This window comes from Zavarzinia sp., assembly GCF_041650655.1.
Classification (GTDB): domain Bacteria; phylum Pseudomonadota; class Alphaproteobacteria; order Zavarziniales; family Zavarziniaceae; genus Zavarzinia.
In genome coordinates, this window is record NZ_JBAZKR010000026.1 from 1 (window position 1) to 14,396 (window position 14,396).

The window sequence follows — 14,396 nt, forward strand, 5'->3', positions numbered from 1 at the left end:
CAGGAAACGCTGGATCTTGCGGGCGCGGGCGACGGTCAGCTTGTCTTCTTCCGACAGTTCGTCCATGCCCAGGATCGCGATGATGTCCTGCAGCGACTTGTACTGCTGCAGGATCGACTGGACCTTACGGGCCGTCTCATAGTGCTCCTGGCCGACGACGCGCGGATCGAGAATGCGCGAGGTCGAGTCGAGCGGATCCACCGCCGGGTAGATGCCCAGCTCGGCGATCTGGCGCGACAGCACGGTGGTGGCGTCCAGGTGGGCGAAGGAGGTCGCCGGCGCCGGGTCGGTCAAGTCGTCGGCCGGCACGTAAATCGCCTGCACCGAGGTAATCGAGCCCTTGGACGTCGTGGTGATGCGTTCCTGCAGGTTGCCCATCTCGGTCGCCAGGGTCGGCTGATAGCCCACCGCTGACGGGATACGGCCGAGCAGCGCCGACACTTCCGAACCCGCCTGGGTGAAGCGGAAGATGTTGTCGACGAAGAACAGCACGTCCTGACCCTGCTCGTCGCGGAAATATTCCGCCATGGTCAGGCCGGTCAGGGCGACGCGGGCGCGGGCGCCCGGCGGCTCGTTCATCTGGCCGTAAACCAGCGCCACCTTGGAATTCGGGCCGTCCAGGTCGATGACCTTGGCTTCGACGAATTCGTGGTACAGATCGTTGCCTTCGCGGGTCCGCTCGCCGACACCGGCGAAGACCGAGAAGCCGCCGTGGGCCTTGGCGATGTTGTTGATCAGCTCCTGGATGAGCACGGTCTTGCCCACGCCGGCGCCGCCGAACAGGCCGATCTTACCGCCGCGGGCGTAAGGCGCCAGCAGGTCGACGACCTTGATGCCGGTGACGAGCACCTGGGCTTCGGTCGACTGTTCGGTGAAGTCGGGCGACGGCGCATGAATGGGCGCGCTCAGCTTGTTGCCGATCGGGCCGCGTTCGTCGATCGGTTCGCCGATCACGTTCAGGATGCGGCCGAGCACTTCGTTGCCCACCGGCACGGTGATCGGCGAACCGGTGTCGGTCACCGTCTGGCCGCGCACCAGGCCGTCGGTCGTGTCCATGGCGATGCAGCGCACATTGGACTGGCCGAGGTGCTGGGCCACTTCCAGCACCAGGCGGTTGCCGTGGTTGGTGGTCTCCAGCGCGTTCAGGATCGCGGGCAGCTGGTCGTCGAACTCGACGTCCACCACCGCACCGATGATCTGGGTAATGCGACCCGTCAGCATAGCCATTTCCGCCTCTTCCTATTCCTGCCTCAGAGCGCCTCGGCGCCCGAGATAATTTCGATCAGTTCCTTGGTGATCGCGGCCTGACGGGTCCGGTTGTAGGTCAGCGTCAGACGGTTGATCATGTCGCCCGCGTTGCGGGTCGCATTGTCCATGGCGCTCATGCGGGAGCCCTCTTCCGAGGCCGCATTCTCGAGCAGGGCCCGGTAGATCTGCACCGCGACGTTGCGCGGCAGCAGGGCTTCGAGGATTTCCTCCTCGCCCGGCTCGAAGGTGAAGACCGCACCCTTGAGGTCCAGCCCGGCTTCGCCCGGTTCGGGCAGGGCCGCCGGCACGATCTGCTGCGCCGTCGGGATCTGGGCGATCACGCTCTTGAAGCGGGCGTAGAACACCGTCGCGACATCGAATTCGCCGGCATCGTAGAGCGCGAAGATCTTGGCCGCGATGCGGTCCGCGATCGGGAAGCCCTGCTTGCGGATGCCGCCCGCGACCTCGACCGTGTCGATGATCAGCGAGGCGAAGTCGCGGCGCAGTGCGTCCCGGCCCTTGCGGCCGACGCAGAGGATCTTCACCGTCTTGCCTTCGGCCTGCAGCGCCTGGATGCGCTGCCGCGCCAGGCGGACGATGGACGAGTTGAAGCCGCCGCAGAGGCCGCGTTCCGCCGTGGCGACGACCAGGAGCTGAACCTGGTCCTTGCCCGTACCGGTGAGCAGCTTGGGCATGTCGTCGGTCATGGTGACGCCGGCCGCGAGCGAGGCCAGCACCTGTTCCATGCGCGCGGCATAGGGACGGGCCGCCTCGGCCGCTTCCTGGGCACGGCGCAGTTTGGACGCCGCGACCATCTTCATGGCCTTGGTGATCTTCTGGGTCGACTTGACGCTGTTGATGCGCAGCTTCAAGTCCTTAAGGCTCGCCATGGCGGCTGTCCCTCAGGTTGCCGGGTCAGGCGAAGCGCTTGGCGACGGCGTCGGTCACCGCGGCCAGCTTGGCCTCGGTTTCCTTCGACAGCGCCTTCTCGGTCCGGATCGTCGCCAGGATGTCGGCATTCTTGGTGCGCAGCTCGTCGAGCAGCGCCTTTTCGAAGTCGCCCACCTTGCTGACCGCCAGCTTGTCGAGATAGCCCTTCACACCGGCGAAGATCGAGCAGACCTGCTCTTCGACCGCGAGCGGCGAGAACTGGGGCTGCTTCAGAAGCTCGGTCAGGCGGGCACCGCGGTTCAGCAGGCGCTGGGTCGCGGCGTCGAGGTCCGAACCGAACTGGGCGAAGGCCGCCATTTCGCGGTACTGCGCCAGCTCCAGCTTGATCGAGCCCGCGACCTGCTTCATCGCCTTGATCTGCGCGGCGGAACCGACGCGGGACACCGACAGGCCGACGTTGATGGCCGGACGGATGCCCTGATAGAACAGGTTGGTCTCGAGGAAGATCTGGCCGTCGGTGATCGAGATCACGTTGGTCGGGATATAGGCGGAGACGTCGCCGGCCTGGGTCTCGATGACCGGCAGCGCGGTCAGCGAGCCGGCGCCATTGGCGTCCGACATCTTGGCGGCGCGCTCCAGCAGGCGGCTGTGCAGGTAGAAGACGTCGCCCGGGTAGGCTTCGCGGCCCGGCGGACGGCGCAGCAGCAGGGACATCTGGCGATAGGCGACGGCCTGCTTGGACAGATCGTCATAGACGATCAGGGCATGCATGCCGTTGTCGCGGAAGAACTCGCCCATGGTGCAGCCGGTGTAGGGCGCCAGGAACTGCAGCGGGGCCGGCTCGGACGCGGTCGCGGCGACCACGATCGAATATTCCAGCGCGCCGTTGTCTTCCAGCATCTTCACGATCTGGGCGACGGTCGAACGCTTCTGGCCGATGGCGACGTAGATGCAATAAAGCTTCTTCGACTCGTCCGTGCCCTGGTTGATCGGCTTCTGGTTGATGAAGGTGTCGATCGCGACGGCGGTCTTGCCGGTCTGACGGTCGCCGATGATCAGCTCGCGCTGGCCGCGGCCGACGGGCACCAGGCTGTCGATCGCCTTCAGGCCGGTCTGCATCGGCTCGTGCACGCCCTGGCGCGGAATGATGCCCGGGGCCTTCACTTCGACGCGCGAACGGGTGACGTCGACGAGGGGACCCTTGCCGTCGATCGGGTTGCCGAGACCGTCGACCACGCGGCCGAGCAGGCCACGGCCCACGGGCACGTCCACGATGGTGCCGGTCCGCTTGACGACGTCGCCTTCCTTGATCGAACGGTCGTTGCCGAAGATCACGATACCGACGTTGTCGGCTTCGAGGTTCAGCGCCATACCCTTGATGCCGCCGGGGAATTCGACCATTTCGCCGGCCTGGACGCCGTCCAGCCCATAGACGCGGGCGACACCGTCACCGACGGAAAGGACCTGACCGACCTCGGTAGTTTCGGCTTCCGCGCCGAAATTGGCGATCTGATCCTTGAGGACTGCGGAAATCTCTGCGGCCCGGAGGTCCATTATGCATTCCCCTTCATGGCGACCGCCAGGCGGTCGAGCTTGGTCTTGAGGCTGCCGTCGATCTGGCGCGAACCAACCCGCACCACGAGGCCGCCGAGGAGGCTTTGATCGACCTTGGCGTCGATCATGACAGTCTTGCCGACGAGGCGAGACAATTCCGCTTTGAGCTGCTGATCCTGCTCGAAGCTCAGGGGTTCGGCGGAGACGACATGGGCCGTCACTTCGCCGCGCTCCTTGGCCAGCAGCTCACGATAGATGCCGATGGCCGCGGGCAGCGCGAAGAGGCGCCCGTTCTTGGCCAGCAGCAGGGTGAAATGAGTGGCGAAAGGCCCGATGCCGGCCGCCGACAGCAGGGCCTTCATGCCCCGCACCAGTTCCGCCGGCTTGCGCAGCGGGCTGCGCAGGAAGGCCGCGAGATCGGCCGACTCGGCGATCAGCGCCGCGATCGTGTTCAGGTCGCCGGCGACGGCATCGAGGACGCCGCGCTCCTTCGACAGATCGAACAGGGCGCCGGCATAGCGGCCGCCAATTTGCGCGACGATCGATGATGAGGTTGCCAAGACCCTTGCCCCCGGCAGCCGCCCCGCAGGGGCCACCTCTAAGCCGTTGAAATCACAGAACGATGAGTGGCGCACCAAGAGCGCGCACGACCCCCGTCCGCTGAAGCAGGCGTCTCGTACCACAGGCCATGACGCGCCGCAACCGTAAGGGCCGCGTCAAATTGGTCTAAGGTGCGAAATGCGGCGGAAAAATGGCCGCTCTTTCGACCATGGTCTAGCCGGCCTGCGGAGACCGGGGACCGCCATTTGAGCGATGCGCGCAAAGACACCTGGGGCGATAACGCCGGCAGGCATTCCACGGGAGGTCGCGATGGATTTCAAGCTGGAAGCGATGAGTGACGCCATCTCAGGCGAAATTCTGGGCGCCTATCTGGCGGGCTACGGCGCCGCCGCCCTCCACGAGCGGACCATGGCGGCCTTCGTCCAGACCACCGGCGGGGCCGAGCCCTATGCCGCCCGCCTGTTCGAGAATCGCTGGCAGCGCGACGCCTTTCTCCAGGGCTTCAGGGACCGGCAGGGGGAAGCGGCCTAGACGCTCTCCGAACGCCCGGCCTGCGGCTCTGGCCATCCGGTCGGCGGAGTCGGGTGTTCTCTCCCCCCTCTCGACCGTCATGGCCGGGCTCGATCCAAGGCTGTCCGGTTTAGGAAATCGGATAGCGACATTACTGCTAACGACAACCTTTGATCGTCATCGCCGGGCTCGACCCGGCGATCCACGCCTCTCCGCCCGGCTCGGTGTTCTCGTGGACGGCCGTGTCAAGCACGGCCATGACGATAGAGGGTTGTTTCCCGGTCGATGCGCGGGGGCAAATCCCGCCCGCTTCCTGGCCTGCCACAGTGATTTTCAGCTCGACCGGACAGCCGTGGGCTCGTCCCGGGCATGACGAGGTTGTGGTAAAAATCGACGAGGAAAGCGGCGAGCCTGGTTTTTTCGATCCAGCCCCCACAGAAGCGGGACGTCAGGCGTCCAGCCGATAGCGGACATAACCGTCCGCCGGCCGGAATCGGTCGTAGAGGCGGCGCGCCCGGGTGTTGTCACCCTCCGTATGCCAATAGAGCTGGCCGAAGCCGCGCGCCTTGCAGAGCGCCAGGAGATCTTCGATCAGGGCATGGCCGACGTTCCGGCCGCGGACAGCGGGATCGACGAAGAGATCTTCGAGATAGAGGATCGGCTCGATCGACCAGGTGCGGGCATGGACGACGCAGACGGCGAATGCCACCACCCGGCCCTCGACCTCGGCCAGGCGGGCGAGCACGGGCGCCATTGGATCGACGATCCGGGCCCAGGTGGTCGCGGTCACCGCTTCCGCCACGCTCGCCTTGTAGAAGGCGCAATAATCGCTCCAAAGTCGGCGCCAGGCGGCTTCGTCGCCGGCAGCGGCTTCGCGAATCGTCGGTATCTGCTGGGACAAGCGTCTCTCCTCTCAGAGGCGATCACAGGAAATTATAGGGATCGACATCGACCTGGAGCCGCACCCGGGCCGGGATCGCCTGGGCGTCGAGCCAGGGGCGCAGCACGGCCTGGACGTTGAGCTTGCGCGGCGCGCGGACGAGCAGGCGCACGCGGTAGCGGTTGCGGAGCAGGCTCAAGGGCGCGGGCGCCGGGCCGAGGACGTCGAAACCCTCGATCCCCTGGGGCGCGGTGCGGGCCAGGTGGCGGCCGATCGCCATCACCTCCGCCTGGTCGGGACCGGAGAGGATCAGCGCCACCAGGCGGCCGTAAGGCGGCATGGCGTGGCGTTTCCGCGACGCCTGTTCGGCGGCGACGAAACCGTCGCGGTCGCTCTTCACGATCGCCCGGATCACGCCCGCCTGCGGATCGTAGGTCTGCAGATAGGCGAGGCCCGGCCGTTCCGCCCGCCCGGCGCGGCCGACCACCTGGGTGGTGAGCTGGAAGATCCGCTCGCCCGCCCGGAGGTCGCCGCCTTCGAGGCCGAGGTCGGCATCGACCACGCCGACCAGGGTGAGATAGGGAAAATGATGTCCCTTGGCGACGATCTGGGTGCCGATCACCACGTCGACCTCCCGCGCCGCGATGGCGTCGAAGGCTTCGGCCAGGGCGGCGGGGCTGCCCAGCGTGTCCGACGCCAGGGTCAGGCGCCGGGCCTGGGGCATGATATCGGCCACTTCCTCGTCGATCCGCTCGACCCCCGGGCCGCAGGGGACCAGGCTGTCGGCTTCGCCGCATTCGGGACAATGGCTCGGCGTCGGCTCGACATGGCCGCAATGGTGGCACATCAGGCGCCGCTGGCTCTTGTGCTCGACCAGCCAGGTCGAGCAATTGGGACATTCGATGCGGTGGCCGCAGTGCCGGCACAGGGTCAGCGGGGCATAGCCGCGGCGATTGAGGAACAGCAGGCACTGCTCGCCCCGCACGATGGTCTCCGCCATGGCGCGGGTCAGCACGGGCGAGAGGAAGCGGCCGCGCTCCGGCGGCGCCTCGCGCAAGTCGATACACTCGATCCGCGGCATCAGGGCGCCGCCGTGGCGCTCGGCCAGGCGGAGGTGGCCGTAACGCCCGGCCTCGACATTGGCGAGCGTCTCCAGGCTCGGCGTGGCGGAGGCCAGCACGATCGGACAGGGCTCCAGGGTGGCGCGCACCACCGCCATGTCGCGGCCGTGATAGGCGACACCGTCGTCCTGCTTGAAGCCCTGGTCGTGCTCCTCGTCGACCACGATCAGGCGGAGCGCCGCGAAGGGCAGGAACAGCGCCGAGCGCGCCCCCACCACCAGGCGCTGCTCACCGGCCGCGACCGCGCGCCAGACCCGTTTCCGGGCGCCCGGGCCGAGGTCGGAATGCCAGACCGCGGGGGCGACGCCGAAACGCCCGGCGAAACGCTCGATCAAGCCCGCAGTCAGGGCGATTTCAGGGAGCAGCACCAGGGCCTGGCCGCCGCTGCGCAAGGCGGCCGCGATCGCCTCCATATAGACTTCGGTCTTGCCCGAGCCGGTGACGCCGTCGAGCAGGACGGCCTGATAGCGCGCTGCCTGGACCGCTTCGACCAGGGCACCCGCCGCCGCAGCCTGGTCGGCCGAGAGGGCGGGCACGGCGAAATCGGGATCGGGCAAGGCGACACGCCCCGCTTCCAGTTCGACCGGCTTCAGCACGCCCGAGTCGACCAGGCCGCGCAGCACGCCGGAACTGGCTTCGGCCGCGCGCAGGATCTCGGCCGCCGGGGCCGGACCTTCGGCCGCCAGGAAATCGAGCACGCGGCGGCGCGCCGGCGTCATCCGCCCGGCCTCCTGCCCGGTCGGTGCATAGCCGACGGCGGGGGCCGGCGCTTCCGCATTGGCGGCATTGGTGAAGAGCTTCAGCACCAGGCCGGGCGGCGCCATGGTGTAATGCGCCATCCAGTCGAGGAAGCGGCGCGCCGCCGCCCGCATCGGCGCGACTTCCAGCACCGAGGCGACGGGGCGGAGCCGGGCGGCCGGCAGAACCCCCTCCCCCGCCCCGTCCCAGACCACGCCGGTGACCCGCCGCGGCCCCAGCGGGACGTCGACGAAACTGCCCGGCGCCGGCACCCCGCCACCGGCCGGCGGCGCATAGTCGAGCGGGCCGGCGAAGGGGGCGGGGACGAGAACGGGAATGCGCGCTGGCGGGCTCATGGTCTATGATGGCAGGAACGGGGCTGGGGCGTCGACGGTCTGTCGATTCGCCCGCTGTGCACCTTTTGCATCATCGCAACATCCAGCGGAAACCGACTTCATGAAATTCTTTATCGACACCGCCGAACTGCGCGACATCAAGGATCTGGCAGCCACCGGCATGGTCGACGGCGTGACCACCAACCCCAGCCTGATCGCCAAATCCGGGCGCAACTTCCTCGACGTGATCGCCGAAATCTGCGAAGTGGTCGCCGGCCCCGTGTCGGCCGAAGTGACCGCGACCGACTTCGAAACCATGCTGGTCGAAGGCCGCAAGCTCGCCAAGATCGCCGACAATGTCGCGGTGAAGGTGCCGCTGACCTGGCCCGGCCTCAAGGCCTGCAAGGCGCTGTCGGACGACGGCATCATGGTCAATGTCACCCTCTGCTTCTCGCCGGCCCAGGCCCTGCTGGCGGCCAAGGCGGGCGCCACCTTCATCTCGCCCTTCGTCGGAAGGCTCGACGACATCGCGACCGACGGCATGGAGCTCATCTCCGAGATCCGCCAGATCTACGACAATTACGACGCCCTGAAGACCGAGATCCTGGTCGCTTCCGTGCGCCATCCGCGCCATGTCATCGACGCCGCCAAGATGGGCGCCGACGTCGCCACCCTGCCGCCTTCCGTGCTGCGCGCGCTGGCCAGCCATCCGCTGACCGACCGCGGCCTCGAAGCCTTCCTGGCCGACTGGGCCAAGACCGGCCAGAGCGTGTTGTAACTGCCATGGCTCCCGAACAGCCGGACGCCAAGGCGGAACTTCCGGCGCCGGAGAAACCGACGCCGAAGCATCGCACCACGGCGACCGAGGTGTGCGACTATCTCGACGCCCATCCGGCCTTCCTGGCCAAGCATGTCGACGTGCTGACCCGCCAGACCCTGCCGGGGCAGAACGGGACGGACGGCGAGCGGGTGATCGATTTCCAGCGCATGCAGGTCCAGCGCCTGCGCAGCGAGAACGAGCGCCTGCGCCAGTTCCAGGCCGAAGTGCTGACCGCCGCCCGGGCCAATGTCTCGGCCCAGGCCCTGGTCCACGAGGCGGTGCTGATGCTGATGGAGGCGGAGAACCTCGAACATCTGGTGCATGTCATCACCCAGGAGCTGGCGCCGGCCCTCGGCATCGACGTCGTCACTCTCTGCGTCGAGGGCAGCGAAGGCGACGGCCGGCCCAGCGTGCAGAACCTCCACGTCCTGCCCGAAGGCACGATCGACGCCCTGCTCGGCCCCGGCAAGACCGTGCGCCTGGCGGGCGAGCGGCCGGACGACGGCACCGTCTTCGGCCCCGCCGCCGGCCTGATCGAGAGCCATGCGCTGGCTCGCCTCGATCTCGGCGACGCAGCCCCCCTCGGCCTGCTCGCGCTGGGCAGCCGCGAGGCGACCAAATACGAGGCCGGCCAGGGTTCGGAACTGCTCGGCTTCCTCGGCCTCTCGGTCGAGCGGCTGCTGCAGCTCTGGCTGCGCCGGAACCAATAGGATGGAGGGCGCCGCCCTGCCCGCGGCGCCCGACGTCCAGGCGGCTTTCGCCGCCTGGGTGCGCCACCTGGGCAGCGAGCGCCGCGCCTCCGCCCATACGGTCGACAGTTACGGCCGCGACCTTCGCCAATTCCTGAACTTCCTGGCCGAGCATCTGGGCACCCCGCCCGATCTCGCCGCCCTGGCCGCCCTCGGCCCGCGCGATTTCCGCGCCTTCCAGGCCCGGCGCCGGGGCGAGGGTATCGCCGCCGCCACCAGTGCCCGGGGCCTTTCCGGCCTGCGCAGTTTCTTCCGCTTCCTCGACCGCCGGGGCCTCGGCCACAATGCCGCCGCCCTGGCGACCAAGGCGCCCAAACTGCCGCACGGCGTGCCGCGCCCGCTCTCCCGCGACGCCGCCCTGGCCGCGGTCGAAGATGCCGGGGCGCTGGCCGCCGAGCCCTGGATCGCGGCGCGGGACGAGGCGGTGCTCGCCCTGCTCTACGGCTGTGGCCTCCGCATTTCGGAAGCGCTCTCGCTCCGCCGCGGTGCCGCGCCGCTCGGCCAGACGCTGCGCATCACCGGCAAGGGCAACAAGGAACGTCTCGTCCCCGTGCTGCCCGCGGTCGCCGATGCGGTCGAGGCCTATCTCCGCCAATGCCCCTATCGCCTGGCCAAGGACGATCCGCTCTTCGTCGGCGCCAAGGGCGGGCCGCTCTCGCCCCGCATCGTCCAGCGTTCCATGGAAGCCTTGCGCGGCGCCCTGAACCTGCCGGCGGACGCCACCCCCCATGCGCTCCGCCATTCCTTCGCCACCCACCTGCTCGGCGCCGGCGGCGACCTCCGCACCATCCAGGAACTGCTCGGCCACGCCAGCCTGTCGACCACCCAGCGCTATACCGAAGTCGACACCGCCCGCCTGCTCGCAGCCTATGCCGACGCCCACCCGCGGGCACGCGGCGGGGATTGACGGCGCCGCGGAGCGACCCGAGGGGAAACGGGCCGAGGATCGTTCTCTCGATTTGAAAAAGGGCAAGAAATGGATCGCCCCCTGACGGCAGATGAAATCGATTTGATGGAAGTTTTATTGGCACGGAATGTTTCCGGCGCCGACCGATTTCTCGATCAAATGTCAGGTTGCCGCGTCGAAGCAATAAATGACGACGAAACGATTTTGCGTTTTCATCTCCGACCAACGGCAGAATCCGCAGAATTGCCCTATATCCAAAATGTGGCCGTCGAGGCACAAGCCAGCGACATAGACGGATTCATCATAGAAATTCTCCTTCATGTAAAAGAAGGAAAAATTTTCGAACTCGAATATCTTAGGAGAGACGGAAATCCAATAGGGCGGCGCCCCACAGGGCGTGATTTGTCGGAATTCATAATATATTTCTAAAGATATTGCGGACAGAGCAGTTACAATTTTTTCCACGATGATTTCTTGCTTAAAGGGTGGACGAGCGGCATCGAGGCGCGTCATGTTCATCCGCCTATCGGCGCCACAACCTCGTCACGGCGGCGTAGAGCAGCGCCGCCCCGGCGCCCAACGGCAGGACAGCCAGGCAGGCGATCAGCAGGGGGAATGAGGCAAAATCGGCCGCACCCTCCCAAAACGACGCGCCGGGCTCCTCGGGTCTCGTGGCGAGGGCGAGCAGCAGCAGGCCCAGGACATCGGCAGCGGCGACCGCGGCAGCCCCGGCCAGTGCCGCCCGCTGCGGGCGGACCGCGCCCAGCCGTGGGATCATCAAGGCCCAGGCCGGCGCTGCACCGAGGGCGGCGACCAGGGCGAGCCAGCCCGGTATCCAGGGATCGCCGCTCAGGCCGATGGGGGCGGCGACCGCTGCTGCCAGCATGGCGAAGCCGACCGTTTCCAGGGCGAAGCCGAGGCGCGTCATCGCTTCAGGGTAGTCTCGTGGCGAGGGCATGGAGCAGGGCCGCGCCAGCACCGAGGGCAAGGTGGCGATGCCGATCAGCAGCAGGCCCAGGACGGCAAACCCCAGAGCTTCGAGGAGATGAGCGTGTCTGGTCATGGGCCACAGTCTGGCACCGCGGCCGAGGCCCGGACAATGATGTGCTTCACCGCCGAAGACAGCTCGCCAGTGCATAGAGGAGGGCGGCGCCGACCGCCACCGGCATTGGGTCAGCACCAGGGCGAACACGGCGAAGGGGCCGGCTGTGGCCGGCTTCACTGTGCCCGATCAGCGGCCCCTCAGCCGGTCGCGCAACAGAAGGCCGAGCAGCAGGGCGTAGAAGGCGCCGGTCAGCACCGCGACCGGCAGCGAGACCGGCCCGGTCTCGACCAAGCCGACGGCGGAGAGGACGAGGAAGCCGGCGGCACTCAGGGGTTCGGTCTGGGTCTTGTCCGCGGCCAGGCTGACGAAGGCGACGGCCAGCGGATCGGCGATCACCGCGGCGACGGCACCGGCGGCGGCCCCCCGGAGCGGCGTCGGCACGCCGGTCGGCCCGGCGACCAGGAACCAGCCGATCACGCCGCCCGCGACGCAGGCGGTCACCGTCGGCAGCTCGACATCCTGGAGCGCGAGGGCGAAACCCGGAAAGACCTGGAGCGCCAGGAGGCAGAGCCCGCCGCCGAGCAACCCGAAGACCGCCGCGGCCAGGACCCGGATCAAGACCGCCATCATCCGCGCCCTTGCGGCCGCCACTGCGCGGAAAGGCGGCGCACGATCAATCCCGCCGCGATCCCCACCGGCCAGGCCACCACCACGGCATAGGAGAGGCCGCTCACGAAAGTGGAAAAGACCGTGAGCAGACCGCCGCCGGCCACCACGCTCTTGATCGCGGCATAGCCGAGCCAGCCGGTGAGGGCGGCGGCCAGGGCCGCGACGATCACCGTGCCATTGTCGATGCTGCCGCGCCGGGGGGAGATGGCGAACCAGAGGCTGGCCGCCAGCGCGAAGCCGAGGCCGGCGAAGGGCAAGGCCGCCAGCGGCGGCTCGAGCAGGAAGGTGACGAGGGAGAAGAACAGGCCGAAGGCAAAGGCTTCGGCGAGGCGGAGCTTGCGCTGGAGCTTGCTGCGCGGGCCGATCACCGGGCCGCGGCCGGGCGGCTTCGGCGCGGGCGGCCGGGCCGGGCGGCGGAACGGGATGATCTCCGCCCCGCCGTTCTGCCCGGCGCCGTTCGGGCGACCGGCGCCCTGCCCTCCTTGGTCGGACTGCCGGTCGCTCATGATCACATCTGACGGATGCGGCCGTCGACGCCGAGGGCGGCTTCGCGGATCGCTTCCATCTCGGTCGGATGGGCGTGGCTGGTCCGGCCCAGGTCCTCGGCGGCACCGCCGAATTCGATCGCGGTGACCACTTCGGCGATCATGTTGCCGGCATCGGCGCCGATGATATGGGCGCCCAGGATGCGGTCCGTGGCGGCATCGGCGATGATCTTCACGAAGCCTTCGGTCTGGGCGTTGGCCTTGGCGCGGGCATTGGCGGTGAAGGGGAACTTGCCGATCTTGTAGGCGACGCCGGCCTTCTTCAGGTCCTCTTCCGAGAAGCCGACATTGGCCACTTCCGGCATGGTGTAGACGACGCCCGGGATGGCATCGTAATTCACATGGCCGTGCTGGCCGGCCATGATCTCGACCGCCGCGACGCCCTCTTCCTCCGCCTTGTGGGCGAGCATCAGGCCACCGATGACGTCACCCACGGCATAGATGTGGGGCACGTTGGTGGCGTAGTGGTCATTGACCGGAATGAAGCCGCGCGGGCCGACTTCGACCCCGGCCGCGGTCAGGTTCAGGCCGTCGGTATAGGGCCGGCGGCCGACCGCGACCAGGACGACATCGGCTTCCAGCGTCTTGGCGTCGCCGCCGGCGACCGGCTCCACCGTGACGGTGGCGCCCTTCTTGCCCGGCTTCACGCCCGTCACCTTGTGCGAGAGTATGAACTCGAAGCCCTGCTTGCCCAGGATGCGCTGGAAATTCTTGGAAATTTCGCCGTCCAGATTGGGCGTGATGCGGTCGAGGAATTCGACCACCGTCACTTCGGCGCCGAGGCGGCGCCAGACCGAGCCGAGCTCGAGGCCGATGACGCCGCCGCCGATCACGATCAGCTTCTTCGGCACCTTGGCCAGCGACAGGGCGCCGGTCGAGGAGACCACGGTCTTCTCGTCGATGGTGATGCCGGGCAGGGTCGAGACGTCGGAGCCGGTGGCGATCAGGCTGCGCGCCGCCTTGATCATGCGCTTGGCGCCGTCGTTCGCTTCGACCTCGATCGTGTCCGGTCCGGCGAAGCGGGCGGTGCCGACCAGATAGGTCACCTTGTTCTTCCGCATCAGGAACTCGATGCCCTTGGTCAGCTCGCCGACCACCTTTGCCTTATGGGCCATCATGGCGTCGAGGTCGACCGAGACGCCGTCCGCCTTGATGCCGAACTTGGCGAAGCCGTGCTGGGCCTCGTCATAGAGTTCGGTCGCATGCAGCAGCGCCTTCGAGGGGATGCAGCCGACGTTGAGGCAGGTGCCGCCCAACGTGCCGCGCTTCTCGACGATCGCGGTCTTGAAGCCGAGCTGGCCCGCGCGGATCGCCGCCGTGTAACCGGCCGGGCCGCCGCCGATGATGACGAGATCGAAGGCATCCTCACCCGAGACGGGGGCGATATTGGCGGCGACGGCGGGAGCCGCCGGCACCGGGGCGGGCGCCGGCTTCGGCGCCGGGGCCGAGACGACGACGTTGGGCGCGGGCTCGACCGGCTTCGCCGCAGCGGCGGCACCGGCGGCCTTGCCGGTCTCGTCGATGGTGCCGAGCACCTGGCCGATGGTCACCGTGTCGCCCTGCTTCACCGCGATCGTCGCGAGCACGCCGGCCGACGGCGCCGAAACCTCGACCGCGACCTTGTCGGTTTCGAGCGAGACCAGGACCTCGTCCTTCTTAACCGACTCGCCGACGCGCTTGCTCCAGGCGCCGACGGTGGCTTCGGTAATGGATTCGCCGAGCGCCGGCACTTTCAGTTCGATGGTCATGGGTCCTGCCTCGAATGCAAACCCCCACCCTTCGACAAGCTCGGGGTGGGGGCGGATTGAAACCTTTACCGTTCC

At 68.0% G+C, this 14,396-nt stretch carries 15 protein-coding genes; 5 read left to right on the top strand and 10 right to left on the bottom strand.

Annotation, left to right across the window (positions count from 1 at the left end):
* The 4 genes from atpD to WC493_RS07930 form a co-directional block, all read right to left on the bottom strand.
* Positions 1-1,227 (bottom strand): F0F1 ATP synthase subunit beta (atpD, locus tag WC493_RS07915; RefSeq protein WP_373064313.1); only part of this gene is annotated, 1,227 nt, incomplete at its 3' end.
* A gap of 23 nt (positions 1,228-1,250) precedes the next feature.
* Positions 1,251-2,138, bottom strand: a complete 888-nt coding sequence (locus WC493_RS07920; protein WP_373064315.1) for a F0F1 ATP synthase subunit gamma — start codon at positions 2,136-2,138, stop codon at positions 1,251-1,253.
* Positions 2,139-2,163: 25 nt separating this feature from the next.
* A complete protein-coding gene (gene atpA / locus WC493_RS07925; protein ID WP_373064317.1) occupies positions 2,164-3,693 on the bottom strand; it encodes a F0F1 ATP synthase subunit alpha in 1,530 nt (509 codons plus the stop codon).
* The gene (locus tag WC493_RS07930) at positions 3,693-4,253 is read right to left on the bottom strand and encodes a F0F1 ATP synthase subunit delta (protein ID WP_373064319.1); all 561 of its coding nucleotides are present in this window, start codon (positions 4,251-4,253) and stop codon (positions 3,693-3,695) included. Before WC493_RS07930 ends, atpA begins: the two co-directional genes overlap by 1 nt.
* A 310-nt stretch (positions 4,254-4,563) precedes the next feature.
* Here WC493_RS07930 and WC493_RS07935 point away from each other — a divergent pair, with 310 nt between their 5' ends.
* A complete protein-coding gene (locus tag WC493_RS07935) occupies positions 4,564-4,785 on the top strand; it encodes a hypothetical protein (protein ID WP_373064321.1) in 222 nt (73 codons plus the stop codon).
* 427 nt (positions 4,786-5,212) lie between these two features.
* On the opposite strand, the gene WC493_RS07940 is transcribed toward WC493_RS07935, so the two are convergent.
* The gene (locus WC493_RS07940) at positions 5,213-5,665 is read right to left on the bottom strand and encodes an N-acetyltransferase family protein (protein ID WP_373064323.1); all 453 of its coding nucleotides are present in this window, start codon (positions 5,663-5,665) and stop codon (positions 5,213-5,215) included.
* A 22-nt stretch (positions 5,666-5,687) separates the two neighbouring features.
* Positions 5,688-7,859 (bottom strand): primosomal protein N', encoded by a 2,172-nt coding sequence (locus WC493_RS07945; RefSeq protein ID WP_373064325.1) that lies wholly within the window; start codon positions 7,857-7,859, stop codon positions 5,688-5,690.
* 100 nt (positions 7,860-7,959) lie between these two features.
* Here WC493_RS07945 and fsa point away from each other — a divergent pair, with 100 nt between their 5' ends.
* From fsa to WC493_RS07965, 4 genes are all read left to right on the top strand, one after another.
* Positions 7,960-8,616 carry a fructose-6-phosphate aldolase gene (gene fsa, locus WC493_RS07950; RefSeq protein WP_373064327.1) on the top strand — a complete coding sequence of 219 codons (657 nt, stop codon included), beginning with the start codon at positions 7,960-7,962 and terminating at the stop codon, positions 8,614-8,616.
* Positions 8,617-8,621: 5 nt separating this feature from the next.
* Positions 8,622-9,368: a DUF484 family protein gene (locus WC493_RS07955; protein WP_373064329.1), complete on the top strand. Its 747-nt coding sequence runs from the start codon at positions 8,622-8,624 to the stop codon at positions 9,366-9,368.
* A 1-nt stretch (position 9,369) separates the two neighbouring features.
* Positions 9,370-10,314 carry a tyrosine recombinase XerC gene (locus WC493_RS07960; protein ID WP_373064331.1) on the top strand — a complete coding sequence of 315 codons (945 nt, stop codon included), beginning with the start codon at positions 9,370-9,372 and terminating at the stop codon, positions 10,312-10,314.
* A gap of 105 nt (positions 10,315-10,419) precedes the next feature.
* On the top strand, positions 10,420-10,743 hold the full coding sequence (locus WC493_RS07965) for a hypothetical protein (RefSeq protein ID WP_373064396.1): 324 nt from the start codon (positions 10,420-10,422) through the stop codon (positions 10,741-10,743).
* Positions 10,744-10,837: 94 nt separating this feature from the next.
* On the opposite strand, the gene WC493_RS07970 is transcribed toward WC493_RS07965, so the two are convergent.
* The 4 genes from WC493_RS07970 to lpdA all read right to left on the bottom strand — a co-directional run bounded on the left by WC493_RS07970 (position 10,838) and on the right by lpdA (position 14,321).
* Positions 10,838-11,377, bottom strand: a complete 540-nt coding sequence (locus WC493_RS07970) for a hypothetical protein (RefSeq protein ID WP_373064333.1) — start codon at positions 11,375-11,377, stop codon at positions 10,838-10,840.
* Between the two features lie 168 nt (positions 11,378-11,545).
* Positions 11,546-11,986, bottom strand: a complete 441-nt coding sequence (locus WC493_RS07975) for a hypothetical protein (RefSeq protein WP_373064335.1) — start codon at positions 11,984-11,986, stop codon at positions 11,546-11,548.
* A complete protein-coding gene (locus WC493_RS07980; RefSeq protein WP_373064336.1) occupies positions 11,986-12,534 on the bottom strand; it encodes a hypothetical protein in 549 nt (182 codons plus the stop codon). Before WC493_RS07980 ends, WC493_RS07975 begins: the two co-directional genes overlap by 1 nt.
* 2 nt (positions 12,535-12,536) lie before the next feature.
* Entirely contained in the window at positions 12,537-14,321 is a 1,785-nt protein-coding gene (gene lpdA / locus WC493_RS07985; RefSeq protein ID WP_373064337.1) for a dihydrolipoyl dehydrogenase, read from the bottom strand.
* Positions 14,322-14,396 lie beyond the last annotated feature (75 nt).